General features: G+C 73.0%; 24 protein-coding genes. 5 read left to right on the forward strand and 19 right to left on the reverse strand.

Features of this window, described 5'->3' with window-relative positions; genetic code table 11:
• Positions 1-89: 89 nt before the first annotated feature.
• Entirely contained in the window at positions 90-1,718 is a 1,629-nt protein-coding gene (gene groL / locus OH807_RS16990) for a chaperonin GroEL (RefSeq protein WP_406199458.1), read from the reverse strand.
• Positions 1,719-1,833: 115 nt separating this feature from the next.
• Positions 1,834-2,139, reverse strand: a complete 306-nt coding sequence (gene groES, locus OH807_RS16995) for a co-chaperone GroES (RefSeq protein ID WP_014136232.1) — start codon at positions 2,137-2,139, stop codon at positions 1,834-1,836.
• Positions 2,140-2,419: 280 nt separating this feature from the next.
• On the opposite strand from groES, the gene OH807_RS17000 reads away from it, so the two are divergent.
• On the forward strand, positions 2,420-3,595 hold the full coding sequence (locus tag OH807_RS17000; protein WP_406199461.1) for a THUMP-like domain-containing protein: 1,176 nt from the start codon (positions 2,420-2,422) through the stop codon (positions 3,593-3,595).
• Between the two features lie 65 nt (positions 3,596-3,660).
• On the opposite strand, the gene OH807_RS17005 is transcribed toward OH807_RS17000, so the two are convergent.
• The 5 genes from OH807_RS17005 to tsaB form a co-directional block, all read right to left on the reverse strand.
• Positions 3,661-4,530, reverse strand: coding sequence for a polysaccharide deacetylase family protein (locus tag OH807_RS17005; RefSeq protein WP_406199464.1), 870 nt, complete (start codon positions 4,528-4,530; stop codon positions 3,661-3,663).
• 128 nt (positions 4,531-4,658) lie between these two features.
• Positions 4,659-4,904 (reverse strand): hypothetical protein, encoded by a 246-nt coding sequence (locus OH807_RS17010; protein WP_406211032.1) that lies wholly within the window; start codon positions 4,902-4,904, stop codon positions 4,659-4,661.
• 29 nt (positions 4,905-4,933) lie between these two features.
• Positions 4,934-6,025, reverse strand: a complete 1,092-nt coding sequence (gene tsaD / locus OH807_RS17015) for a tRNA (adenosine(37)-N6)-threonylcarbamoyltransferase complex transferase subunit TsaD (protein ID WP_406199467.1) — start codon at positions 6,023-6,025, stop codon at positions 4,934-4,936.
• Positions 6,018-6,497, reverse strand: a complete 480-nt coding sequence (gene rimI / locus OH807_RS17020) for a ribosomal protein S18-alanine N-acetyltransferase (RefSeq protein WP_406211034.1) — start codon at positions 6,495-6,497, stop codon at positions 6,018-6,020. The genes tsaD and rimI overlap by 8 nt, the downstream gene beginning before the upstream one ends.
• Positions 6,498-6,622: 125 nt before the next feature.
• On the reverse strand, positions 6,623-7,279 hold the full coding sequence (gene tsaB / locus OH807_RS17025) for a tRNA (adenosine(37)-N6)-threonylcarbamoyltransferase complex dimerization subunit type 1 TsaB (RefSeq protein ID WP_406199470.1): 657 nt from the start codon (positions 7,277-7,279) through the stop codon (positions 6,623-6,625).
• A gap of 189 nt (positions 7,280-7,468) precedes the next feature.
• Here tsaB and OH807_RS17030 point away from each other — a divergent pair, with 189 nt between their 5' ends.
• A complete protein-coding gene (locus OH807_RS17030; RefSeq protein WP_406211036.1) occupies positions 7,469-8,041 on the forward strand; it encodes a hypothetical protein in 573 nt (190 codons plus the stop codon).
• An 81-nt stretch (positions 8,042-8,122) separates the two neighbouring features.
• Here the strand turns inward: OH807_RS17030 and OH807_RS17035 are convergent, their stop codons facing one another.
• Entirely contained in the window at positions 8,123-8,401 is a 279-nt protein-coding gene (locus OH807_RS17035) for a hypothetical protein (protein ID WP_406199473.1), read from the reverse strand.
• Between the two features lie 212 nt (positions 8,402-8,613).
• Positions 8,614-9,111 (reverse strand): tRNA (adenosine(37)-N6)-threonylcarbamoyltransferase complex ATPase subunit type 1 TsaE, encoded by a 498-nt coding sequence (gene tsaE / locus OH807_RS17040; RefSeq protein WP_406199476.1) that lies wholly within the window; start codon positions 9,109-9,111, stop codon positions 8,614-8,616.
• A 299-nt stretch (positions 9,112-9,410) separates the two neighbouring features.
• On the opposite strand from tsaE, the gene OH807_RS17045 reads away from it, so the two are divergent.
• The gene (locus OH807_RS17045; RefSeq protein ID WP_406199479.1) at positions 9,411-10,607 is read left to right on the forward strand and encodes an LPXTG cell wall anchor domain-containing protein; all 1,197 of its coding nucleotides are present in this window, start codon (positions 9,411-9,413) and stop codon (positions 10,605-10,607) included.
• A gap of 74 nt (positions 10,608-10,681) precedes the next feature.
• Here the strand turns inward: OH807_RS17045 and OH807_RS17050 are convergent, their stop codons facing one another.
• From OH807_RS17050 to OH807_RS17065, 4 genes are all read right to left on the reverse strand, one after another.
• Positions 10,682-12,118: an alpha/beta fold hydrolase gene (locus OH807_RS17050; protein WP_406199482.1), complete on the reverse strand. Its 1,437-nt coding sequence runs from the start codon at positions 12,116-12,118 to the stop codon at positions 10,682-10,684.
• Positions 12,115-13,416 (reverse strand): alanine racemase, encoded by a 1,302-nt coding sequence (alr, locus tag OH807_RS17055; RefSeq protein WP_406199485.1) that lies wholly within the window; start codon positions 13,414-13,416, stop codon positions 12,115-12,117. Before alr ends, OH807_RS17050 begins: the two co-directional genes overlap by 4 nt.
• A gap of 422 nt (positions 13,417-13,838) precedes the next feature.
• Complete coding sequence (locus OH807_RS17060; RefSeq protein WP_406199488.1) at positions 13,839-15,410, reverse strand: NAD(P)H-hydrate dehydratase; 1,572 nt, start codon at positions 15,408-15,410, stop codon at positions 13,839-13,841.
• Positions 15,411-15,419: 9 nt separating this feature from the next.
• Entirely contained in the window at positions 15,420-15,791 is a 372-nt protein-coding gene (locus OH807_RS17065) for a holo-ACP synthase (protein WP_406211038.1), read from the reverse strand.
• A gap of 139 nt (positions 15,792-15,930) precedes the next feature.
• Here OH807_RS17065 and OH807_RS17070 point away from each other — a divergent pair, with 139 nt between their 5' ends.
• A complete protein-coding gene (locus OH807_RS17070) occupies positions 15,931-16,476 on the forward strand; it encodes a Uma2 family endonuclease (protein ID WP_406211040.1) in 546 nt (181 codons plus the stop codon).
• A gap of 39 nt (positions 16,477-16,515) precedes the next feature.
• Here the strand turns inward: OH807_RS17070 and glmS are convergent, their stop codons facing one another.
• Entirely contained in the window at positions 16,516-18,372 is a 1,857-nt protein-coding gene (gene glmS, locus OH807_RS17075) for a glutamine--fructose-6-phosphate transaminase (isomerizing) (protein ID WP_406199491.1), read from the reverse strand.
• Positions 18,373-18,471: 99 nt separating this feature from the next.
• On the opposite strand from glmS, the gene coaA reads away from it, so the two are divergent.
• Positions 18,472-19,467, forward strand: a complete 996-nt coding sequence (coaA, locus tag OH807_RS17080) for a type I pantothenate kinase (RefSeq protein WP_406199494.1) — start codon at positions 18,472-18,474, stop codon at positions 19,465-19,467.
• A gap of 189 nt (positions 19,468-19,656) precedes the next feature.
• On the opposite strand, the gene glmM is transcribed toward coaA, so the two are convergent.
• The 5 genes from glmM to truA form a co-directional block, all read right to left on the reverse strand.
• Complete coding sequence (glmM, locus tag OH807_RS17085) at positions 19,657-21,021, reverse strand: phosphoglucosamine mutase (RefSeq protein ID WP_406199497.1); 1,365 nt, start codon at positions 21,019-21,021, stop codon at positions 19,657-19,659.
• Between the two features lie 175 nt (positions 21,022-21,196).
• Positions 21,197-21,700, reverse strand: a complete 504-nt coding sequence (gene rpsI, locus OH807_RS17090; RefSeq protein ID WP_406199499.1) for a 30S ribosomal protein S9 — start codon at positions 21,698-21,700, stop codon at positions 21,197-21,199.
• Between the two features lie 46 nt (positions 21,701-21,746).
• Positions 21,747-22,190, reverse strand: a complete 444-nt coding sequence (rplM, locus tag OH807_RS17095) for a 50S ribosomal protein L13 (protein WP_014136251.1) — start codon at positions 22,188-22,190, stop codon at positions 21,747-21,749.
• A 210-nt stretch (positions 22,191-22,400) separates the two neighbouring features.
• Positions 22,401-24,059 (reverse strand): ABC-F family ATP-binding cassette domain-containing protein, encoded by a 1,659-nt coding sequence (locus OH807_RS17100; RefSeq protein WP_406199503.1) that lies wholly within the window; start codon positions 24,057-24,059, stop codon positions 22,401-22,403.
• A gap of 41 nt (positions 24,060-24,100) precedes the next feature.
• Complete coding sequence (gene truA / locus OH807_RS17105; RefSeq protein WP_406211042.1) at positions 24,101-24,973, reverse strand: tRNA pseudouridine(38-40) synthase TruA; 873 nt, start codon at positions 24,971-24,973, stop codon at positions 24,101-24,103.
• Positions 24,974-25,046 lie beyond the last annotated feature (73 nt).

Raw genomic sequence — 25,046 nt, forward strand, 5'->3', positions numbered from 1 at the left:
CGCCCCGCTGTCCGCCCCGCGCCGGAACGCCGGAGGCCCGGTCCGCGTACCCCGAGGGGTGCGGACCGGGCCTCCGGTCACCGATCGCGTCAGTGCGAGTGGCCGTGCCCGCCGTGCGAGTGGCCGTTGTCGGCCTCCTCTTCCTTCTTCTCCACCACGAGGGTCTCGGTGGTGAGCAGCAGGGAGGCGATCGAGGCGGCGTTCTCCAGCGCGGAGCGGGTCACCTTGACCGGGTCGATGACGCCGGCCTTCAGCAGGTCGCCGTACTCACCGGTGGCGGCGTTGAAGCCGTGACCGGCCTCCAGCTCCGCGACCTTGTGGGTGATGACGTAGCCCTCGAGGCCCGCGTTCTGGGCGATCCAGCGCAGCGGCTCGGCGAGCGCCTTGCGGACGACCGCGACACCGGTCGCCTCGTCGCCCGACAGGCCCAGGCCGCCGTCCAGCACCTTGGCGGCGTGGACGAGGGAGGCGCCACCGCCGGCGACGATGCCCTCCTCGACCGCGGCACGGGTCGCCGAGATGGCGTCCTCCAGGCGGTGCTTGCGCTCCTTCAGCTCCACCTCGGTGGCGGCGCCGACCTTGATGACGCAGACGCCGCCGGCCAGCTTGGCCAGGCGCTCCTGCAGCTTCTCGCGGTCCCAGTCGGAGTCCGTGTTGGCGATCTCGCCCTTGATCTGGGCGACGCGGCCGGCCACGGCCTCGGAGTCACCGGCGCCGTCGACGACGGTGGTCTCGTCCTTGGTGATGGTCACGCGGCGAGCGGTGCCCAGCACGTCCAGACCGGCCTGGTCGAGCTTGAGGCCGACCTCCTCGGAGATGACGGTGGCACCGGTCAGGGTGGCCAGGTCGCCGAGGATCGCCTTGCGGCGGTCGCCGAAGCCCGGGGCCTTGACGGCGACCGCGTTGAAGGTGCCGCGGATCTTGTTCACCACGAGGGTGGACAGCGCCTCGCCGTCGACGTCCTCGGCGATGATCAGCAGCGGCTTGGAGGCACCGCCCTGCAGGATCTTCTCCAGCAGCGGGAGCAGCTCCTGGATGGAGGAGATCTTGCCCTGGTTGATCAGGATGTACGGGTCCTCCAGGACCGCCTCCTGCCGCTCCGCGTCGGTGACGAAGTACGGCGACAGGTAACCCTTGTCGAACTGCATGCCCTCGGTGAAGTCGAGCTCCACGCCGAAGGTGTTGGACTCCTCGACGGTGATGACACCGTCCTTGCCGACCTTGTCGATCGCCTCGGCGATGAGCTCGCCGACCTGGGTGTCCTGCGCGGAGAGGGACGCGACGGCGGCGACGTCGTCCTTGCCCTCGATCTCGCGGGCGATGGACAGCAGGTGCTCGGAGACGGCGGCGACGGCCTTGTCGATGCCCTTCTTCAGGGCGGCCGGGCCGGCACCGGCGGCGACGTTGCGCAGACCCTCGTTGACCAGGGCCTGGGCCAGCACGGTGGCGGTGGTGGTGCCGTCACCCGCGACGTCGTTGGTCTTGGTGGCGACCTCCTTGACGAGCTGCGCGCCAAGGTTCTCGTACGGGTCGTCCAGCTCGATCTCACGCGCGATGGTGACACCGTCGTTGGTGATGGTCGGCGCGCCGAACTTCTTGTCGATGACGACGTTGCGGCCCTTGGGGCCGATGGTCACCTTGACGGTGTCGGCCAGCTTGTTGACACCGCGCTCCAGCGAGCGGCGGGCGTCCTCGTCGAACTGCAGGATCTTCGCCATGTTCCCTATTCCCTCGGGGCTCGGCCGGCACGACGGCCGCCGGACTGCATGAACCAACAACCACGCCCCGGGCCCCTGTCACTAGGGACACGGATCCGGGGCGGGCTGGAACGACTTACTTCTCGATGATCGCGAGAACGTCGCGAGCCGAGAGGACCAGGTACTCCTCGCCCTGGTACTTCACCTCGGTGCCGCCGTACTTCGAGTACAGGACGATGTCACCGACGGCGACGTCGAGCGGCAGACGCTGGCCATCCTCGAAGCGACCCGGCCCGACGGCCAGGACGACGCCCTCCTGGGGCTTCTCCTTGGCGGTGTCCGGGATAACCAGGCCGGAGGCCGTGGTGGTCTCGGCGTCGAGCGGCTGGACCACAATGCGGTCCTCGAGCGGCTTGATGGCAACCTTGCTGCTGGTGGTCACGTCCGAGCTCCCCTTCGGAGATTACGGGGTTTTCTAACAGGTAGTTGGCGAACCTGCGGGCCTGCCGTCGCGGGGGTCAGACACACGTCGTCGCGTTAGCACTCACCATGGGGAGAGTGCCAAGAACGACCTTAGGCCGCAGTTAGCACTCAGTCAACCAGAGTGCCAACGGCGCGCCAGGACGTCCTCCGGAGCGCGATCCGCGACGGGCGCGCGGGCAGGTGCACGGGCCGCCGGGCGGGCGGATGAGCGGGCGGCCCGGAGCGGCGAGAATGACGGTGTGGAGACCGAGAACCTGCAGCCCCTGCTGACCCCCGAGGGCCAAGCCCTGCTCGCCGAACTGCGCGAGTTCACGCCCGAGGAGGAGCTGGCGCTGGCCACCCGGCTGCGGCGGGAGCACCCGGCGGAGCTGGTGTCGGCGGCGTTCGGGCAGGCGCGGCTGCGGCAGCGGGCGCGGGCCAAGTTCGGCGCGGACGCCGACCTGATGTACTTCACGCCCAACGGCGTCGAGCAGTCCACCCGGCGCAGCGTCGCCGAGTGGCGGGCCCGCCGCTTCGCGGGGCTGGGCGTGCGGCGGCTGGCCGACCTCTGCTGCGGGATCGGCGGGGACGTCCTGGCGCTGGCGCGGGCGGGGATCGAGGTGCTGGCCGTCGACAAGGACCCGGCGGCCTGCGCGGCCACCGCCGCCAACGCGGCCGCGCTCGGCCTCTCCGGCCTGGTCGAGGTGCGCTGCGCGGACGTCACCGAGGTGGACGTCACCGGCTACGACGCCGTCTTCACCGACCCGGCCCGCCGGACGTCGCGCGGCCGGGTGTTCGACCCGGAGGCGTACGCCCCGCCGCTCTCCTGGGCGCTGGAGGCCGGCCGCCGGACCCCGATCGGGGCGCTGAAGGTGGCGCCGGGCATCCCGCACGAGGCCGTCCCGGCGGACGCCGAGGCGGAGTGGGTCTCCGACCACGGCGACGTCAAGGAGGCGGTGCTCTGGTTCGGCACCCGCGCGGAGCGGCCGCACCGCGCCACCCTGCTCCCCCAGCAGGCCTGCCTGACCGGCGGCGACCTGCCCGACCCGCCGGCCGGCCCGGTCGGCCGCTACCTCTACGAGCCGGACGGCGCGGTGATCCGCGCCCACCTGGTGGCCGAGGTGGCCGAGCAGGTGAACGGCCGGCTGATCGACCCGAAGATCGCCTACCTGACCTCGGACGAGCTGGTCGCCACCCCGTTCGCGCACGCCTTCGAACTCACCGACGTGCTGCCGTTCCACATCAAGAAGCTGAAGGCCCTGCTGCGTGAACGGGCCGTCGGCACGGTGGTGATCAAGAAGCGCGGGATGGCGATCACCCCGGAGGAGCTGCGCCGTCAGCTGAAGCCGAGCGGCCCGAACAGCGTCACGGTGATCCTCAGCCGCACCGACCACGGCCCGCTGATGATGCTCGGCCAGCCGGTCACGGCGCCGTAGCGCCCGCCGGGGCACGCCCTGCGGCGCGGCGGGGAAGGCCCCGGCGGGCGGCTCGGGCCGGCGGCTCAGGCCGGCGGCGCCTGGATGTAGTCCTCCAGCCGGGCCACCGCGAAGCCCTGCTCCTGGATCCGGGCCAGCATCTCGCCGAACATCTGCGTCATCGTCTCGCCCTTGAGGTCCTTCGGGCCGCGGAAGTGGGCCAGCACGATGTCGCCGGGCTTCAGCTTCTTGTCGGCGGCCTGGTACTGCATGTCGTGGATCTGCATCGACTCGCGCCAGAGCACGATCGCGCGCGGCCCGCACTGCTGCACCGAGGTGTTCAGCGCCGGGGTGTTCGCGCCGTCCCCGTACGGCGGGCGGAACAGCAGCGGCGCGGTGCCGTACTGCTGGGTGAGCGCCGACTGCGCGTCACAGATCTCGGACTTCTGCTTCTCCGGCGGGACCTTGCTCATCTGGGCGTGGTCGACCGTGTGGTTGTGGATGTGGTTGCCGAGCGCCTGGAGCGGTTTGAAGTAGCCGTAGTTGTCCTTGACGATGTCCCTGGTCAGGAACATCGAGACCGGCACCTTGAGGTCGGTCAGCATCTCGACGAACTTCGGGTCCTTCTCGGCGCCGTCGTCGATGGTGATGAAGACCACCTTGTCGGTGGTCTTCACATCGCTGAACACCGGTACCGGGCCGGTCCGTTCGAGCTTGACCGGCTTGTCGGCGGGCGCCGCCGGGGCGGCCGGCAGCGGCTTGAGGTTCCACTTCGCCCAGGCAGCCGCGTCCCCGGCGGCGGGCGTGCCGGCCGCGGGTGCCGGGGTGGGCCGGCCCGCGGTGGTGCCGGCCGTGGGGGTGACCGCCGCCGGCGGGGTGCTGCCCGCGGCGGCCGGCGTGCCCGCACCGCCACCGCCACAACCCGTGGCGGCCGCCAGCAGGACCAGTGCCCCCACCGCGTACGTCCTCGTCCTGCCCCGCCCGTACCTCTTCACCGCGCCGCGCTCCCCGGTCCCGTCCAGCTTTCTCTCAGCTAAGCACGGCGGCGGTCGGGTGTTCGGTTCCCGGACGGATCTACGAGCGGCTACTCCACGTGCTCGCTGGTGAAGGACCAGCGGTGCACCGGGCGGCCCACCAGGCCGGCGGGCGGCTCGGCGACCGGCACCGGCTCCCCCGTCCACCAGGTGATCAGCAGCACCCGGTCACCCGGCGCGCCGAACAGCTCGGTGCGGACCAGACCCGCCGAACCGCGCAGGGCCGGCAGCGCCGTCCCCCGGACCCAGGCGGCCAGTTCCGCGCCGCGGCCCTCGGCGGCCCGGGCCTCCCACATGGCGGCGGTGGTGGTCCCCGCCGGTGCCGTCACCGGGCGTCCCCGCCGAGCGCCTCGTACGCCTGGCCGTGGACGTCCGTGTGCGGCACGTGGGTCTCGGTGACGGGCAGCGAGGAGTCGGCCGAGAGGTCGAAGGCGGAGGGCGTGCGGTTGCGCCAGACCATCTCGGAGCCGAGCGCGGCCACCATCGCGCCGTTGTCGGTGCACAGGCCCGGACGCGGCACCCGCAGCCGGATCCCGGCCTTGTCGCACCGCTGCTGGGCCATCTCGCGCAGCCGCGAGTTGGCCGCGACCCCGCCGCCGATCATCAGGTGGTCGACGCCGTTGTCCTTGCAGGCCTTGACGGCCTTGCGGGTCAGCACGTCGGTGACGGCCTCCTGGAACGAGGCCGCGACGTCGGCGATCGGCACCTCCTCGCCGGCCCGGCGCCGGGCCTCCACCCAGCGGGCGACGGCGGTCTTCAGGCCGGAGAAGGAGAAGTCGTACTCAGGGTCCTTCGGGCCGGTCAGGCCGCGCGGGAAGGCGATCGCCTTCCGGTTGCCCTCGCGGGCCGTCCGGTCGACCACCGGGCCGCCGGGGAAGCCCAGCCCGAGCACCCGGGCCACCTTGTCGAAGGCCTCGCCGGCCGCGTCGTCGATGGTCGCGCCGAGCGGGCGGACGTCGGTGGTGATGTCCTCGCTGAGCAGCAGCGAGGAGTGCCCGCCGGAGACCAGCAGCGCCATCGTGGGCGAGGGCAGCCGGCCGTGCTCCAGCTGGTCCACGCAGATGTGCGAAGCCAGGTGGTTGACCCCGTAGAGCGGCTTGTCCAGCGCCCAGGCGTAGGCCTTGGCGGCGCTGACGCCGACCAGCAGGGCGCCCGCCAGGCCGGGGCCGGCGGTGACGGCGATGCCGTCCAGGTCACTGGCCTTGACGCCGGCGGTGTCCAGGGCGCGCTGGATGGTCGGGACCATCGCCTCCAGGTGCGCGCGGCTGGCGATCTCCGGGACGACGCCGCCGAACCGGGCGTGGTCGTTGACGCTGGAGGCGACCGCGTCGGCGAGCAGGGTCGTGCCGCGCACGATGCCGACGCCGGTCTCGTCGCAGGAGGTCTCGATACCGAGGACGAGCGGTTCGTCAGCCATGGCGGGTTTCCTTCAGGTCCTTCGGTTCGGTGCTTGGGTGGTCGAGGCGCATCACCAGCGCGTCGACGTTGGCCGGCTGGTAGTAGCCGCGCCGGATGCCGACCGGTTCGAAACCGAACCGCTCGTACAGCCGCTGGGCGCGCGGGTTGTCCACCCGCACCTCCAGCAGCAGTTCCGCGCAGCCGCGCCGGGCGGCCTCCCGGATCAGGTCGGTGAGCAGCGCCGCGCCGAGGCCGGAGCCCTGGTGGCGGTGGTGGACGGCGATCGTCTGCACGTCTCCCTCGCCGGCCACCACCATCAGGCCGGCGTAGCCGGCGACGGCGCCGTCCGCGGTGACGGCGACGGTGTAGTGGCGGGTGCCGCCGGGGTGGGCCTCGGCCAGCTCGGACCAGTACATCCCGGTGGACCAGGCGTCCTCCGGGAAGAGCTCCAGCTCCAGCTCCATCACCGGGGCGATGTCCCACCAGCGCATCGGGCGCAGGGCGGCGGTCTGGGCGGTGGCGCCGGTCTGGCCGGCCCGGGCGGTCTGGGCGGTAGGGCCGGCCGGGGCAGTCACGCCGGTCACGCCGGTCACGCCGGTCTGTGCGGTCGGGCCGGTCACGCCGGGAGCACCGGCTTGTACCCGGCCGGCACCTGGGCGTCGGGGCGGCGCAGGTAGAGCGGCACGTTGGGGAGCAGCTCGCGGCCGGCGGCCAGCTCGCCCGCGGCGAAGTCGGCCAGGGCGCCCGCCGAGACGTGCTCCGGTCCGTGCGCGCCGGGGAAGTGGTCCGGGTACAGCAGCGCACCGGCGCCGACCGCGCGCGGCTGCGGCGTCAGCTCGGCCGGGCGGTCCACCGAGGGGCCCTCGGTCCGGCGGCCGTCGGCGTCGTAGGAGGCCCAGTAGACCTCCTTGCGACGCGCGTCGGTGGCCACCGTGAAGGGTCCGCCGGCCGGCTCCGCGGCACGCGCCGCGTGGGCGATCGCGTCCAGGGTGCAGACGCCGTGCACCGGCACGCCGAGCGCGTGGCCGAGCGCGGCGGCGGTGACCAGGCCGACCCGCAGGCCGGTGTACGGGCCCGGGCCGACGCCGACCGCGATGCCGGTCAGCCGGTGCTTGTCGACGCCTGCCGTCCTCAGCACCCGGTCGATGGCGGGGAGGAGCAGTTCGCCGTGGCGCCTGGCGTCGACCTGGTCGGTCTCGGCGAGGACGGCCGTACCGTCGTGGACGGCGGCGGTGACGGCGGGGGTAGCGGTGTCGAACGCGAGCAGCAGCACGGGTCAAGGTTAGACCGGTCGGGGCGCTCGGCCACCGCCGGTCCGGCAGCCGGGCCTTCCTGCTCCGCCCGGTCGACACCCCGTCCGGGTTCGGAACACACGTCCTACGTGGTGCCGGTCCGGGCGGACGGACCTGGCACGATGGGGCCGACGGGTTTTGGGACGGCGGTGGGAGCACACGTGGCGAAGATGGGTCCTGGAGTGGTGGTCACGGGGCTGACCCTGGGGGCCCTGGCGGTGGTGAGCCTGCTGGCCTTCCAGGCCAACGGCGCGCAGGACCGCGCAGGCGGCGCCCGGCCGGCCACCAGCACGTCCGCCTCGTCGAGCGGACCGGCCGCCTCGGCCACCCCCTCCGCCTCGGCCACCCCGACCGCCCCCGCGCTGCCGGCCACCTCGGGCACCGGGCTGCGGGTCGTGTACTCGGTCGGCAGCCACTACGTCTGGCTGGTCGACCCCAAGAAGAACCCGCAGGTGGTGGCCGCCTTCGCGGTCACCCCGGGCTCGGTGGAGCCCGTCGCCGGCAGCTACCCGGTCTACAGCCGAACCGCCACCACCACGGGCACCGACGGGCGGCAGATCGAGCACGTGGTGCGCTTCGCCCAGCAGAACGGCGTGGTCTTCGGCTTCAGCGCGGCCGCGGACGGCGCCACCCCGACCACCGATCCGAAGGCCAAGACCGGCGGCATCCGCAGCAGCCGCCCCGACGGCCAGCTGCTCTGGGACTTCGCGCCGCAGGGCACCAAGGTGGTCGTGATCGCCTGACCGGGCCGGCTGCCCCGGGGAGGGGCAGCGCCCGGCGGGTGCCCCGGCTGCGGTCAGGCGGCGCGGGGGGGGTGTCAGCGGTCAGGCAGCGCGGGGGGTGTCGGCGCGAGGGGTGTCGGTCCTGGCCTTCGGGCCGGCGGTCGTACAGGAGCGTTCGGCGCCCTCCCGGGCTCCGTTCCGGGTGCTTTCCCGAGTGCCGTCCCGGGTGCTGTCCCGGCGTTCCGGCGGAGTGGAGATCGCCTCGGCGGCCGCACACGCGGCCAGCAGGGCCCGCATCGGTGCGCCCCGGACACTGCGGGCGGGCTCTCCGGCTCCGGTGCCGCGCGGCGCGCGCTCCGGAACGGGGGTGGTGCTCGACATGGCGCCTCCCTAGTTAGGCAGACCTAACCGCAGCACCCATCCCATCACGCCCGGTCCCCCGCCCGCAACACGTTGCCGACAACCTGTCGGCAACGGTCGGCCCGTCACCGGCCGCCACGTGCCCGCACCGGCTCCCGGCCGCAGCCGCACGTGAGCCCCGACGAACCCCGACGAACCCCGGCGAATCCCGGCGAATCCCGGGCGGGACGGGCTCAGGCGAGCCGCGCCAGCTCCGCCCCGGCCCAGCGCGGGCCGATCCCGGTCAGCACCACCCGGCGCGGGTCCTCGTCGTCGCCCTCCAGCTCGGCACCGAGGGCCCGCTCGATCCGGACCTCCAACCGGTCCTCGGACAGCCGCTCGACCTTGCCCTCGCCCCACTCGACCACCACCACCGACTCCGGCAGCGACACATCGAGGTCGAGGTCCTCCATCTCGTCCAGGTCCCCGCCCAGCCGGTACGCGTCCACGTGCACCAGTGCCGGACCGCCGACCAGCGACGGGTGCACCCGGGCGATCACGAAGGTCGGCGAGGTGACCGCGCCGCGCACTCCCAGCCCCTCCCCCAGACCCCGGGTCAGCGTGGTCTTCCCCGCGCCCAGCTCCCCCGAGAGCAGCACGAGGTCCCCCGGCCGAAGCAGCGCGGCCAGCTCCCGGCCGAGCCGGCCCATCCGCTCGGGAGTGGCAACGGTGAGAGTGGCGTGCGAGCCCATGCGCGAATCAAGCCCTTCGGTACGTTCCCTGCAACGGCGCACCGACCACCGGGCGCCCCCCGCTACGGTGCCACATCGACGACCCCCCGCGCTCCGGGGCCGTCCCGTCCTGGTGTGTCCGCATTTGCCGCCCGAGCGTTCGTACCGGACCGGACCCCGCTCTCAGGAAATCCTCAGGATCCCGCTACGGTCCTGTCCTTGATCCCCCTTCGGGCCGTCGCCGGGCACGCCGGCGCCGGCCCGACTCCAGCGCCCGGACCACCCGACGGTCCGGCCGGTTCACCGAGGTCACACACTCCATGAAGCTCCGTCGCGGTCTTGCGATACCCGCCGTCGCCGCCCTGGCCACGGCCTCCGTCATCGCCGCTGCCCCGGCCGCACTCGCCGCCGCCACCGCGGTCGGCACGTCCGCCGCGCCTGTCGCCGCCAAGGCGGCCGCCGGTACCGAGGTCCACCCGGCCCTGGCCGTCAAGAACCTGCCCGCGAAGGTCACCGCGGACGGCCGGGCGGTGACCTTCACCCTGGAGATCACCAACACCGCCCACCGCGCCCTGGTCTTCCTGCCGTTCCTCTACACCGAGGCCGACCGCTCCCCGCTGTTCGCCAAGGAGCAGCACAAGCTCCAGTACCTGGACGTCGACGGCAAGGGCGGCTGGAAGGACGTCGCCACGCTGAAGCCCGCCCCGGCCGACAAGGGCGTTTTCCAGCTGCTCGGCGCACTCGACGCGAACGGGACGGCCACCGAGGACTCCTGGCTCTTCCTCCGCGAGGACGAGTCGCTCGGGATCCAGGTCCGGCTCTCGCTGCCCGAGGGCACCCTGCCGGACGACGCGAGCGCCGTCTTCGTCACCACCTCGATCGATCTGGAGTCGGCCGAGGCCGAGGTCGAACCGACCAACAGCGAGCCGGCCCGGTTCTCGATCGTCGCCCCGGGTGGTGCCACGACCGGCCCGTCCGCGACTGCGTCCGCGTCCGCGACTGCCAGCGCCAGTGCCAGTGCCAGTGCCAGTGCCAGTGCCACCGTGAGCGCGACGGCCTCGCCGTCGGCCACCGCTTCGGCTTCTGCCTCGGCGTCTGCGTCTGCGTCTGCTTCGGTTTCGGCTTCCGTCTCGGTTTCCCCGTCGGCCTCCGCGTCGGCATCGGTATCGCCGTCCGCCTCCGCGTCGGCCACCGGTTCGGCCCGCCCGAGCGCACCGGCCACCTCCGCGGCGCCTGCCCCGGCCACCACGACGGGCTCGACCCCCGCCGCCAAGCCGGCCACCGTGCCGCCCGTCGGCGCCCTCCAGGCCAAGGTGGTGCAGGCCAAGCCGTCCGCCGGCGCGGTCGCCAAGGCCAAGGCCAAGGCCGCCAACCGCCCGTCGGGCGGTGCCAACCTGGCGACCACCGGCGGCAACGACAACACCACCACCATCGCCGTGGCCGGCGGGGCCGTGCTGGCAGCCGGTGTCGGCACCCTCGTCGTGCTGCGTCGCCGCAAGGCCGGCGCCGGCGCCTGACATCTCCGCACCCGGGCCCGTGCCCGGTACGACGGCGGCCCGGACCCCGAGCAAGGGGTCCGGGCCACCGGGCGTCAGGCCAGTTCGCGCACCGAGGGCGGCAGTGGGGCCGCCCGGCGGTGGTCGACCGCCTGTTTGAGCAGCCCGGCCAGCCGGCGGTCGACGAGGTCGGGACGCTCCAGCATCACCAGGTGACCGGCATCCTCGACCAGGTCCAGCTCGGCGCCGGGCAGCTGCTGGGCGATCGCCTCGCTGTGGCCGGGCGGCGTCAGCAGGTCCTTGGTGCCGGCCAGCACGAGGGTGGGGATACCGCGCAGGGCGGCCAGCGCGGCGGACTTCTCGTGAGCACCGAAGACCGGGTAGAACTCGGCCACCACGTCGATCGGGGTGGCGTCCAGCAGCTGCTCGGCGAACCGGACCACGCCCGGGTCGACGTCCTTCCCGCCGAAGGAGAACTTGCGGTAGAAGACGGCGCTGACGTCCGCCCCCAGACGACGGGTCGCCTCCACCAGCTCCACCTGACGGCCGAGCAGCTTCATCATGCTCGGTGCGACCTTCTTGAACAGCTTGGCACCGGCCGCCGGCAGCCCGAGCGTGACGGCGTCCCAGTCCCCCGCCAAGGTGCCGACGAGGGCGACGCCGGCAACCCGCTCCCGGAACAGCTCCGGGTGCTGGTCGGCCAGCGCCATCACCGTCATGCCGCCCATCGAGTGGCCGACCAGGACGAGCGGACCGGTCGGCGCGACGGCGTCGATCACGGCCTTGAGATCCCCGCCGAGCTGGTCGATGCTCGCGGGTTCGCCGGCCAGGTACGAGCGGGAGCGCTCGGAGCGGCCGTGGCTGCGCTGGTCCCAGAAGACCAGCCGCATGCCCTCGCGCAGAGCGGCCCGCTGGAAGTGCCAGCTGTCCTGGTTCAGGCAGTAGCCGTGGCAGAAGACGACGGTCAGCGGCTCGGCGGCGGGCTCGGTGATGGCGGGCTCGGTGGCGGAGTCGGTGGGCGCCGGCCTGGTGGTGGCCGGCCTGGTGGTGGCGGTGATCCTGGGCGCAGCACCGGCGGCGGTGACGGTGACGGTGGTGGCCGCGGGGCCCGGGCGGCGACGGGCGAACCAGCTGCGCCGGACGGTCCGACCGCCCGGGGCGTCCGTGGTCGGCGCCGGGATCGGGGTCGGGGTCGCCGTCGGGGTCTGTCGCGGCGGCTCGGGGAGCTCCCGGGCGGGACCGGGCCAGCCGGTACCGTCCAGCTCCACGTACAGCTCGGTGCCGTCGGCGGCGGCCACCGTGCACGGGCGGCCGCGCAGAGAGCCGTACGGGGCATTGGCGTCCAGCTCGGCGCGGGCGCGGCGGCGGGTCGCCCGGCCGACCGTCAGCCGCTCGATCGCCACGCCGGCGGCCGCACCGGCCGCGACGACGCCGACCGAGATGCCGATCAGGCCCGCCCGGCTCACCCCGGACGCCGCGCCCGCCGCCGCGGTCACCGCCGCCACCGGATCGGAGCCGGTCCCCTCACTCATCCGAGCGGACCGTCGACCAGCGGGGCCGTTCCGAGCGGGCTGTGCGCGAACAGGCTGGGCACGAGCGGGCCCTCCGTCACCAGACCGTCCGCCACCCGGCCCTGGACGACCGGCTCCTCGGCGATGCCGCCGACGAAGCGGCGTGGCACCCGGGCGCCGATCCTGGTCACGATCTCGTACGAGATGGTGCCGCAGGCGCGGCCCCAGTCCTCGGCGGTCGGCTCGCCCCGCTCGCCGTTGCCGAACAGCAGGACCTCGTCACCGACCGCCGGGGTGTCGCCCCCGAGGTCGACGACGAACTGGTCCATCGCCACCCGGCCCGCCACCGTCCGCCACTTGCCCGCGATCTGCACCGGGCCGGTGCCGCTGGCGTGCCGGGGAACGCCGTCGCCGTAGCCGACCGGGACGAGACCCAGCGTGGTCGGGCCCGGCGTCGTGTAGTGATGGCCGTAGCTGACACCGTGGCCGGCGGGGACGTGCTTGACCAGCGCCAGCCGGGCGGTCAGCGCCATCACCGGGCGCAGCCCGAAGTCCGCGGGTGCGCCGACCTCCGGGACGGGCGAGAGCCCGTACATCGCCAGGCCGGTGCGGACCATGTCGTAGTGCGACTGCGGGAGCAGCAGGGTGGCCGGCGAGTTGGCGAGGTGCCGGACCTCGGGGCGCAGCCCGGCGGCCTCGGCGTGGGCCAGGGCCTCGCGGTAGGCGTCCAGCTGGGCCTGGATGGAGGGGTGACCGGGCTCGTCGGCCGCCGCGAAGTGCGACCAGACACCGACCACCCTGAGCAGGCCCTCCGCCTCGGCGCGCCGGGCGGCGGCGACCAGTTCGGGCCAGTCGTGCGGCTGGCAGCCGTTGCGGCCGAGGCCGGTGTCGGCCTTCAGGTGCACCCGGGCCGGCACGCCGGTCGCCCGGACGGCCGCGAGCAGCTCGTCCAGCGCCCACTGCCCGCTCACCGAGACGTCGACATCGGCGAGCAGCGCCTCCCGCCAGGGGCCGCCGGGCGTCCAGAGCCAGCAGAGGATACGGGCCTGGTCGGGGCGGACACCGGCGGCGCGCAGCGCCAGCGCCTCCTGCGGGAGCGCCGTGCCGAGCCAGCCGATGCCTGCGGCGACCGCCTCGCGGGCACAGCGGACCGCGCCGTGGCCGTAGGCGTCCGCCTTGACCGTGGCCATCACCGTGGCGGCGCCCACGCGCTCGCGCAGCGCGGCGAGGTTGCCGCGCAGCGCGGTCAGATCGATCGCCGCCTCGGCCCGTACGCCGTCGGTGAGGGTGGCCGTGCCGGTCGTCTTCGCAGTTGTCATCAGGGTCAGTCTCCCAGACGTCTCAGGGTCCTCGCCGAACGGCCCGTCGGCGCGGCGGCCCCCGCACCCCTCCCCCCGCTCCGGACGCCCACGAAGCACCACCGGTTCCCGTGCACCTCAGGAGTGGGAAGTCGACCCGGCCGACTTCCCACTCCCGGGTGCACCGGGTCCTCCGGGCGGGCCGCCGTGCTTGCTCCTGCGCCGGGGCAGGGGTCGGGGGTGCTCGGAGGGAGGACTATGTAGACCGGTCCACTTAAGTAAGTGGACCGGTCTACATAGTCCTCCGTCACCCTTTCGCTCGGATCGGCGCAGGGTCGGCACCAGATCGGCGCAGGGTCAGCGCAGGTATCAGCACCACCGCACCGCGCCTGCGGAGGCCGGAGAGAATATGTAGACCGGTCGGTATATGTAGACCGGTCGACCTATTTGCCCGCGCTCCCCGCCGAAGCCCGCACATCGCGCCAGACGGCCGGGAGCGCGCCGGCCACCTGCAGCGCAGTGACCGGCGCACCCCAGTCGCCCCCACCCGCCGCAGCACCCCCGACACCCGCGGCCACACCGCCCAGCCCACCCGGCCCACCAGACCCACCCGACCCGAAGGCCGCGTGACGGCCCGCGAGACCGTGCAGGTAGGCGGCCACCGATGCGGCGTCCAGCGCGGGGAGGCCGGTCGCGAGCAGCGAGCCGGCCAGACCCGCCAGCACGTCGCCGCTGCCGGCCGTGGCCAGCCAGGAGGTACCGGTCGGGTTGACCCGCACCGTGCCGTCCGGGTCGGCGACCACCGTGGTGGAGCCCTTCAGCAGCACCGTCGCGCGGTACGCCGCCGCAAGCCGCCGGGCGGTGGTCAGCCGGGCGGCCGCCAGCTCGTCGGCGGACCGCGGCGCGCTGCCGTCCGCTCCCGCCAGCAGCCGGGCCGCCTCACCGGTGTGCGGGGTGAGCAGGGTGGGGGCCGTCCGCCCGGCCAGTGCCTCCGGGCCGATCCGGGCCAGTTCGGTCAGGCCGTCCGCGTCCACGAGCACCGGCACGTCGCTCGCCAGTGCCTCCGCGAGTGCCTGCCGCGCCCCGTCCCCGCCGCCCGGGCCGACCACCCAGGCCTGTACCCGCCCCGCGCCGGCCGGGCCGCCCTCGGTGACGAGCACCTCCGGGAAGCGCCGCACCACCTCCTCGGCCGCCGTGCCGACGTACCGGACGGCGCCCGCGCCGCCGTGCAGCGCGCCGGCGACCGCGAGCACGGCCGCCCCCGGGTACGTCGCCGAGCCGGCCGCGACGCCGACGACGCCGCGCCGGTACTTGTCGCTCTCCGCTCCCGGTGCCGGCAGCAGTGCGGCCACCTCGGCGTGCTGCGGCGCCGCCACCTCGGCCGGCGGCAGGTCGAGCCCGATCCCCACCAACTGCACCACCCCCGCGTACGAGGCGCCCGGGTCGATCAGCAGCCCCGGCTTGTACGTCCCGAAGCAGACCGTGACGTCCGCCCGCAGGGCCTCGCCCGCCACCTCGCCGGTGTCGGCGTCCACCCCGCTCGGCACGTCCACGGCCACCACCACCCCGGGCCGCGCGGCCCGGGCATAGGGCTGGGCCTCCGGTCGCAGGCCACCCCGTCCACCGATGCCGACGATGCCGTCCAACACCAGGTCCGCACGCGAGAAGTCGGCCAGGCCGACTTCCTGCTCCTGCGTCACCCGGCCGCCCGCCGCCCGCAGCGCCGCCAGCCCCCCGGCGTGGACGCGCTGCGGCGAGAGCAGCACCGCCACCACCCGCGCACCGCGCCGGGCCAGCGCCGCGCCGGCGTGGAGCGCGTCCCCCCCGTTGTCGCCGCTGCCCGCGAGCACCACCACCCGGCTCCCGTAGACCCGGCCGCGGCTCCGGGTCAGCAGCCGGGCGCAGGTGGCGGCGAGGCCGGTGGCGGCGCGCTGCATCAGCGTGCCCTCCGGCAGTCGGGCCATCAGTTCGGCCTCGGCGGCCCGGACCTGGTCGACACGGTGAGCGCTGCGCATGCGAAAGCCCTAACCCTCGGCGATGACTACCGCCGACGCTACGCCCGCATCGTGGCTGAGCGACACGTGCCACGAGACGACGCCCAGCTCGGCCGCCCGCGCGGCGACCGTTCCCCGCACCCACAGCTCCGGCTTCCCGGACGCCTCCGTCACCACCTCGGCGTCCGTCCAGTGCAGCCCGCCCGGCGCCCCGAGCGCCTTGGCCAGCGCCTCCTTCGCCGCGAACCGCGCGGCCAGCGAGGCCGCGCCCCGCCGCTCCCCCGTCGGCAGCCGCAGCTCACCCGGGGTGAACAACCGCTCCGCCATGCCCGGCGTCCGCTCCAGCGCGGCGCCGAACCGGTCGATCCCCGCCACGTCGATCCCGACTCCGATGATCACCAGCTGTTCCTCCGGCTTTGCGGGACACTTTCGAGTGACAACCACTTCGATCCCCCACCGGTGTCGGTCCGTACGCCTACCGTGTCGCTCGCGAGGCAGACAGGCGCAAGGACCAGCAGGAGGGAGAAGGGCCATGGTCGCCATGCCGGCAGTCGAGCACCCGCCGCAGCAGGACATCCTCCAGGCGTTCCTGGAGCTGGACACACCGCCGGGCTTCAAGGCCGAGTTGATCGAAGGGGAGATCGTCGTGACGCCGCCGCCGGACGGATCGCACGAGACCGCGTTCTCGTTGCTCAGCAAGCAGTTCTTCCGCAAGGCCGCGATCGATCTCGACCTCTCGGGGAACAAGGGGCTGATCACCCCCACGGGCCGGTTCGTCCCCGACGGCACGGTCTCCCCGGTCGGCCACTTCGAGACCGCCGGCTCCTGGGCGAGCACCTCCGGGGTCCTGCTGGTCTTCGAGGTGACGTCGACCAACCCGGTCAAGGACCGCGGCCCCAAGCGCCGCGGCTACGCGGCCGCCGGCATCCCCTGCTACCTGCTGGTCGACCGCGGCGAGGGCAAGGTCACCCTCTTCACCGACCCCGAGGGCGAGGACTACACCGCCCACAGCCAGGTCGACTTCGGCAAGCCGCTCGACCTGCCCGCCCCGTTCTCCTTCACCCTGGACACCGGGCCCCTGCGGTAGGACGCACCCACCGCAGGAGCCCGGTGCCGCAGGAGCCGGCTACTCGACGGTGACGGACTTCGCGAGGTTGCGCGGCTGGTCGACCTCGTGGCCCTTGGCCGTGGCCAGCTCGCAGGCGAAGACCTGCAGCGGCACGGTGGACACCAGCGGCTGCAGCAGCGTCGGCGTCGCCGGGATGCGGATCAGGTGGTCGGCGTACGGGACGACCGCCTCGTCGCCCTCCTCCGCGATGACGATCGTGCGGGCGCCACGGGCCCGGATCTCCTGGATGTTGGAGACGATCTTGTCGTGCAGGATCGACCGGCCGCGCGGCGAGGGCACGACCACGACGACCGGCAGCCCCTCCTCGATCAGCGCGATCGGCCCGTGCTTCAGCTCGCCCGCCGCGAAGCCCTCGGCGTGCATGTACGCCAGCTCCTTGAGCTTGAGCGCGCCCTCCAGGGCCACCGGGAAGCCGACGTGCCGGCCGAGGAACAGCACCGACTTGGCGTCGGCCAGGGAGCGGGCCAGCTCGCGGACCGGCTCCATGGTCTCCAGCACCTGCTCCACCTGCTTCGGCGCGTCGCCGAGCTCGCGGATGATGGTGAAGATCTCGTCGCCCCACTTGGTGCCGCGCACCTGGCCGAGGTAGAGCGCCACCAGGTAGCAGGCCACCAGCTGGGTCAGGAACGCCTTGGTGGAGGCGACGGCCACCTCGGGGCCGGCGTGGGTGTACAGCACCGCGTCCGACTCGCGCGGGATGGTGGAGCCGTTGGTGTTGCAGATCGCCAGCACCTTGGCGCCCTGCTCGCGCGCGTGGCGCAGCGCCATCAGGGTGTCCATGGTCTCGCCGGACTGCGAGATCGCGATGACCAGCGTGCCCGGGCCCATGATCGGGTCGCGGTAGCGGAACTCCGAGGCGACCTCGACCTCGCAGGGGATGCGGGTCCAGTGCTCGATCGCGTACTTGGCGATCATGCCCGCGTGGAACGCGGTGCCGCAGGCGACGATGACGACCTTGTCGACCGAGCGCAGGTCGGCGTCGGAGATCCGCAGCTCGTCGAGGGTGAGCCGGCCGTCGGTGCCGATCCGGCCGAGGAGGGTGTCGGCGACGGCCTTCGGCTGCTCGGCGATCTCCTTGAGCATGAAGTAGTCGTAGCCGCCCTTCTCGGCGGCCGAGGCGTCCCAGTCGACGTGGTACTCGCGCACGTCGGCCGGGGTGCCGTCGAAGTTGGTCACCGTGACGCCCTCGCGGCGCAGCTCGACGACCTGGTCCTGGCCCAGCTCGATCGCCTCGCGGGTGTGCGCGATGAAGGCGGCGACGTCCGAGGCGAGGAAGTTCTCGCCCTCGCCGCGCCCGACGACCAGCGGCGAGTTGCGACGGGCGCCGACCACGACGTCCGGCGCGTCGGCGTGCGCGGCGACGAGGGTGAAGGCGCCGTCGAGGCGGCGGCAGACCACCCGCATGGCCTCCGCGAGGTCACCGTCGTACACCTCGCCCAGCAGGTGCGCGACGACCTCGGTGTCGGTCTCCGAGCGCAGCGTGTGACCGCGCTCGGCCAGCTCGGCCCGCAGCTGGGCGAAGTTCTCGATGATGCCGTTGTGGACCACGGCGACCCGGGCGGCGTCGTCCAGGTGGGGGTGGGCATTGGCGTCCGTCGGGCCGCCGTGGGTGGCCCAGCGGGTGTGGCCGATGCCGGTGGTGCCGCCGGGAAGAGGGGTCTCGGCGAGCGACTTCTCCAGGTTGGCGAGCTTGCCGGCCCGCTTGTCGGTGGCCAGGCTCCACTGCCCGTCGGAGCCCTGGACCTGCACCGCGACACCGGCCGAGTCGTAGCCCCGGTACTCAAGTCGCTGCAGGCCTGCGATTACTACGTCAAGAGCGGGCTGCGCGCCCACGTATCCAACAATTCCGCACATGCGTGCCAGCATAAGGGCGGCCGGGATGCCCCTTTCGCACAGTTCGCCCACAGCGCGTGACCGACACCACAAGCACCGTGAACGCTGCTACGGCCCACAATGGAGCATGTGCTGACCGAACTCTGTACGCGGGGCGCTGCCACGCCCGGCCCGTCCCCGTCCCCCTACGTGGACCTCAGCCGGGCCGAGTGGAGCGCGCTGCGCGAGCGTACGCCGCTGCCGTTGACCGCGGAGGAGGTGGAACGGCTGCGGGGCCTGGGCACCGCCCTCGACCTGGACGAGGTGCGCGACGTCTACCTGCCGCTGTCCCGGCTGCTGAACCTCTACATCCACGCCACGCACGATCTGCGCGGCGCCCTGGGCACCTTCCTGGACACCCCGGACACCGAGCGCACCCGGACCCCGTTCATCATCGGCGTGGCCGGCTCGGTCGCCGTCGGCAAGTCCACCACGGCGCGCCTGCTCCAGGCGCTGCTGGCCCGCTGGCCCGAGCACCCGCGGGTCGAGCTGGTCACCACCGATGGCTTCCTGCTGCCCAACGCCGAGCTGCGCCGCCGCGGCCTGATGGCCCGCAAGGGCTTCCCCGAGTCGTACGACCGGCGCGCGCTGATGCGCTTCGTGGCGGACGTGAAGGCCGGCAAGGACCGGGTGACCGCCCCGGTCTACTCGCACCTGGTGTACGACATCGTGCCGGGTGAGCGGCTCACCGTGGAGCGCCCGGACATCCTCATCGTCGAGGGCCTGAACGTCCTCCAGCCGGCCCTGCCCGGCACGGACGGCCGGACCCGCCTCGCGGTGACCGACTACTTCGACTTCTCGATCTACGTCGACGCCCGCACCGACGACATCGAGAACTGGTACCTGGACCGGTTCCGCAAGCTGCGGCAGACCGCCTTCCAGGACCCGAACTCCTACTTCCGCCGCTTCACCGAAGTGCCGGAGGAGGAGGCGATGGAGTACGGCCGGCAGGTCTGGCGCACCATCAACAAGCCGAACCTGCTGGAGAACGTGCTGCCCACCCGCGGCCGCGCCACGCTGGTCCTGCAGAAGGGCCAGGACCACAAGGTCCGCCGCGCCCTGCTCCGCAAGCTCTGACCCGACACCGGCGTCGGCCGGCGAGAAGCCCCGACCGCAGACCGGAACATGTGAAGGCCCCCGCCGCAGGGCGGGGGCCTTCCCGTGCAACGGCTCCGACTCCGGCGCCCCTGGGCCCCGTTGGCCCGGGCGAACAGGTGAGCCGGCGTCACCCCGGGCCGGTGGAGCACCGACCCGGGTGAGCGGGCGTCAGCCCAGGTGGGTCCGGACCGCCTCGGCCAGCCGCTCGGCGACGGCCTTGGCCTGCACCTGGTCGGCGGCCTCCACCATCACCCGGACCAGCGGCTCGGTGCCGGACGGACGCAGCAGGACCCGGCCGGTGGAGCCCAGCTCGGCCTCGGCCTCGGCGACCGCGGCGGCCAGCTCGACGCTGCTGTGCACCCGGCTCTTGTCGACGCCCTTGACGTTGATCAGCAGCTGCGGCAGCCGGGTCATCACGGTGGCCAGGTCGGCCAGCGGCTGCTTGGTGGCGGCCAGCCGGGCGCCGAGCATCAGACCGGTCAGCGTGCCGTCGCCGGTGGTCGCGTGGTCGAGCAGGATGACGTGGCCGGACTGCTCGCCGCCGAGCGCGAAGCCGTGCTCCTTCATCGCCTCCAGCACGTAGCGGTCGCCGACCGCGGTCTGCACCAGCTCGATGCCCTCGCGCTCCATCGCCAGCTTGAAGCCCAGGTTGGACATCACGGTCGCGACGGCCGTGTTGCGGCGCAGCGTGCCGGCCTCCTTCATGGCGACGGCCAGGATCGCGATGATCTGGTCGCCGTCGACCTCGTTGCCGTCCGCGTCGGAGGCCAGGCAACGGTCGGCGTCGCCGTCGAGCGCGATGCCGAGGTCGGCCTTGTGGTCGCGCATCGCGGTCTGCAGCCGGTCCAGGTGGGTGGAGCCGACGCCGTCGTTGATGTTGAGGCCGGTGGGCTCGGCCCCCAGGGTGAGGACGACCTCGGCGCCGGCCCGGGCGAAGGCCTCGGGGGCGACGTAGGCGGCCGCGCCGTGCGCGCCGTCGATGACGACCCGGATGCCGTCCAGGCGGTTGGGCAGTACGCCGATCAGGTGGGCGACGTACTTGTCGAAGCCCTCGGTGTACTCGCGGACCCGGCCGACGGCGGCGCCGGTGGGGCGCTTCCACTCGTCGGTGCCGATGGAGTACGTCCGGTAGTGCGCCTCGATGGCGTCCTCGATCCGGTCGTCCAGCTTGTGGCCGCCGCGGGCGAGGAACTTGATGCCGTTGTCCGGCATGGCGTTGTGGCTGGCGGAGAGCATCACGCCGAAGTCGGCGCCGAGCGCGCCGGTGAGATAGGCCACAGCGGGGGTGGGCAGCACGCCGACCCGCAGGACGTCGACGCCCGCGCCGGCCAGACCGGCGATGACGGCGGCCTCCAGGAACTCGCCGGACGCCCGGGGGTCACGTCCCACGACCGCGACCGGCCGGTGGCCGTCGAAGGCCCCCGCCTCACCGAGTACGTGCGCCGCCGCGACCGACAGCCCGAGCGCCAGCTCGGCCGTCAGGCCTTCGTTGGCCACACCACGCACGCCGTCCGTACCGAAGAGTCGTCCCACTGTCCAGTCCTCCATCGCTGCTGCCGGCCGTGATCCGGCAGCACCATTCGATCGAATCCCCGGCCTCCGCACCATGCCGGGGAGCACAACGCCCCGGAGTACACGGGGTACTCCGGGGCGTGAGAGCGCACCAGGGGCGTGCACCACCAGGGCGGCGCACACCCCTCGGGTGCGACTAGCGCTTGCTGTACTGCGGCGCCTTGCGGGCCTTCTTGAGACCGGCCTTCTTGCGCTCGACGGCACGCGCGTCACGCATCAGGAAGCCGGCCTTCTTGAGGGCGGCGCGGTTGTTGTCCACGTCGGCCTCGTTCAGGGCACGGGCCACGCCGAGGCGCAGCGCGTAGGCCTGGCCGGAGGTGCCGCCACCCGAGATGCGGGCGACGACGTCGTAACGACCGTCGAGCTCCAGCAGCTTGAAGGGCTCGTTCACGGTCTGCTGGTGCACCTTGTTGGGGAAGTAGTTCTCCAGGGTGCGGCCGTTGATCTTCCAGACACCGGTGCCGGGGACGATGCGCACGCGGGCGATCGCCTCCTTGCGGCGGCCCAGACCGGCGCCGGGGACGGCCTCGCCGAAGCGGCCGGCCAGCGACTCGGAGGTGTAGTTCTCCTCAGAGGTGTACTCGCCCTCGACGACAGTCTCGTCGAACTCGACCTCAAGGGTTTCAGTGGTCTCGGCCACGGGGTTCCTCAGCTCTTTTCAGTGTTGGGGGGCTAGGTGGCCGGAATTACTGCGCGACCTGGGTGATCTCGAACGGCACCGGCTGCTGGGCAGCGTGCGGGTGCTGGTCGCCCGAGTAGACCTTCAGCTTGGAGAGCATCTGGCGGCCCAGGCTGTTCTTGGGGACCATGCCCTTGATGGCCTTCTCGACGGCCTTCTCCGGGTTGTTCGCCAGGAGGTCGTCGTAGCGGACCGAGCGGAGACCGCCCGGGAAGCCGCTGTGGCGGTACGCCAGCTTCTGGGTCTTCTTGTTACCCGACAGGTGCACCTTGTCCGCGTTGATGATGATGACGAAGTCACCCGTGTCAACGTGCGGCGCGTAGATCGCCTTGTGCTTACCCCGGAGGAGGTTGGCGGCCTGGGAGGCCAGACGGCCGAGCACGACGTCGGTCGCGTCGATGACGTGCCACTGACGCTGGACGTCGCCGGGCTTGGGGCTGTACGTACGCACGGTCGTAGCCTCTGCTTTTCAGTGAGTGAGTCCTGACAGGAGCACCCGGTCGAGGCACACAGCCTGGCCGCCTTGGACGCAATTCAAGGGGAGCCGCTGGTTCGTCGACCTGGTATCTCCGGCGTACCGACCTCTCACGTGAGATAGAGCGAGCCAATACGCACAACAAGCCCCCAGCCTACCGGGCTGCCCCGGACGGGTCAAAAACGCTCAGCGTTCGCGCTCGACGCGGGTCACGTCCCAGACCGGTTCGGTGGACTCGTAGACCCGTCCGTCGGCCCCGAAGACCAGGAAACGGTCGAGGGTCCTGGCGAACCAGCGGTCGTGCGTCACACAGAGCACGGTGCCGTCGAAGGCCTCCAGCCCGGCCTGCAGTGCCTCGGCACTCTCCAGGTCCAGGTTGTCGGTCGGCTCGTCCAGCAACAGGGCCGTCACGCCGGAGAGTTCGAGCTTGAGGATCATCAGCCGGGCCTGCTGCCCGCCGGACAACGACTCGAACTTCTGCTCCTCCTGGCGGTCCAGCTCGTACCGGCGCAGCACGCCCATCGCGGCGCCGCGGCTGAGCGCGTGCTCCTCCTCGACGATCGAGCGGACGGTGCGGCCGAAGAGCTCCGGGTGGGCGTGGGTCTGCCGGAAGTGCCCCGGTACCACCCGCGCGCCGAGCTTCCAGCTGCCGGTGTGCGCGACCGTCGCGTCACCGGCAAGCAGCCGCAGGAAGTGCGACTTGCCGGAGCCGTTGGAGCCCAGCACGCCGACCCGCTCGCCGTAGAAGACCTCCAGGTCGAAGGGCTTCATCAGCCCGGTGAGCTCCAGCTGCTCCATGGTGAACGCGCGCACACCGGTGCGCCCGCCCCGGAGCCGCATGGTGATGCTCTGCTCGCGCGGGGGCTCCTCCGGCCGGCCGGCGTCCTCGAACTTCTTCAGCCGGGTCTGGGCGGCCGCGTAGCGGGTGGCGAGCGCGTGGCTGACGGAGGCCGCCTGGCGCAGGGTGACCACCAGCTTCTTGAGCTTGGCGTGCTCCTCGTCCCAGCGGCGGCCGAGCTCCTCGAAGCGCGCGAAACGGTCCTTGCGGGCCTCGTGGAAGGAGTCGAAGCCGCCGCCGTGCACCCAGACGCTGCTGCCGGCCGCCCCGGACTCGACGCTGATGATCTTCTCGGCCGTCCGGGAGAGCAGCTCACGGTCGTGCGAGATGTAGAGCACGGTCTTCGAGGTGGCGCGGATGGCCTCCTCCAGCCAGCGCTTGCCCGGGACGTCCAGGTAGTTGTCCGGCTCGTCCAGCAGCAGCACCTCTTCGGGGCCGCGCAGCAGCGCCTCCAGCACCAGGCGCTTCTGCTCGCCGCCGGAGAGCGTGTTCAGCCCGCGCCACTGGGCCTTGTCGAAGGGCATGCCGAGGGCCGCCATGGTGCAGACGTCCCAGTCGGTCTCGTAGTCGTAGCCGCCGACGTCGGCCCAGTCGGAGAGCGCCTGGGCGTAGGCCATCTGCGTCTTCTCGTCGTCCTGGGCGATCATCGCCAGCTCGGCCGCGTCCACCGCGCGGGCCGCGACGGCGATCCGCTCGGGGGCGACGGAGACCAGCAGGTCGCGGACGGAGGCGTCGGCGGCGAGCGCGCCGGGCGTGTCCTTCTGGTCCTCACGGCCGGTGGTACCGACGAACTGGCGCATCACGCCCAGGCCGCCGCTGATCGTCACCGAGCCGCCGTGCGGCTGGATGTCGCCCGCGATCATGCGCAGCAGCGTGGTCTTGCCGGCTCCGTTGGCACCCACCAGGGCGACCGCGGAGCCCTCGCCGACCCGGAAGGACGCGTCGTCGAACAGCACCCGCCCGTCCGGCAGGTAGTACTCAAGGTGCGAAATCTCGACGTGTCCCATGAGGGAGATTGTCCCAAGCCACCGCCCAGGACCAAAACGGATTACCCCTGGCCCGGCAGCGTACGGATCCGGCGGGCCAGCCGGCTGCGCTCGGCGAGCTGGTCGTCGGCCGGGTAGCCGACCTCCTCCAGCGTCAGTCCGTACGGCCGGATCACGTTGACCGCGGAGTTGCGCACCCCGCCGGCCAGCACCTCGCCGGGGAACTCCACCGGCCGGTGGCCGTCGCCGACCAGCAGCATGGCGCCGACCAGGGCCCGCACCATGTTGTGGCAGAAGGCGTCGGCCCGGACGGTGGCGACCGCCAGCGAGCCCTCCTGCGTGGCGTAGCCGTCCACCGGGACGCGGTCCCAGTGCAGCTCCAGCAGGGTGCGGATGGTGGTCGCGCCCTCACGCTTCTTGCAGTACGCGGCGAAGTCGTGCTCGCCCAGCAGCAGCGCGGCGGCGGCGTTCATCCGCTCGACGTCCAGCGGCCGGTCGTGCCAGAGCACGTGGCCGCGCAGCAGCGGGTCCACGCCGCCCTGGTGATCGGCCACCCGGTAGGCGTAGCGGCGCCAGATCGCCGAGAAGCGGGCGTCGAAGCCGGCCGGGGCCTCGCCGACCCGGTAGATCCGGATGTCACCGGGCAGCCGCCCGGCCAGCCTGCGCAGCAGCTTCTCGCGGTGCTCGGCCCAGAGCCCGGCCGGCAGGTCCACGTGCGCGACCTGACCGCGGGCGTGCACCCCGGCGTCGGTGCGGCCGGCCACCGTGAGCGGGAACAGCTCCGGGCTGCGGGTGACGATCTGCAGCGCGGTCTCGATCTCCTCCTGCACCGTCCGGCGCCCGCCGCGCTGACGGGCCCAGCCGGAGAACTCGGCCCCGTGGTAGGCGAGGTCCAGCCGGACCCGGACGTACCCGTCCGCCGGCCCGTCCTTCACCGGCGGCCGCTCGGCGCAATCGTTGACCACTGCTCTCCACTCCAGAGACTGCTTCTCGTACCCGGAAAACGAG

This window comes from Kitasatospora sp. NBC_01560 (genome assembly GCF_045208415.1).
Classification (GTDB): Bacteria; Actinomycetota; Actinomycetes; order Streptomycetales; family Streptomycetaceae; genus Kitasatospora.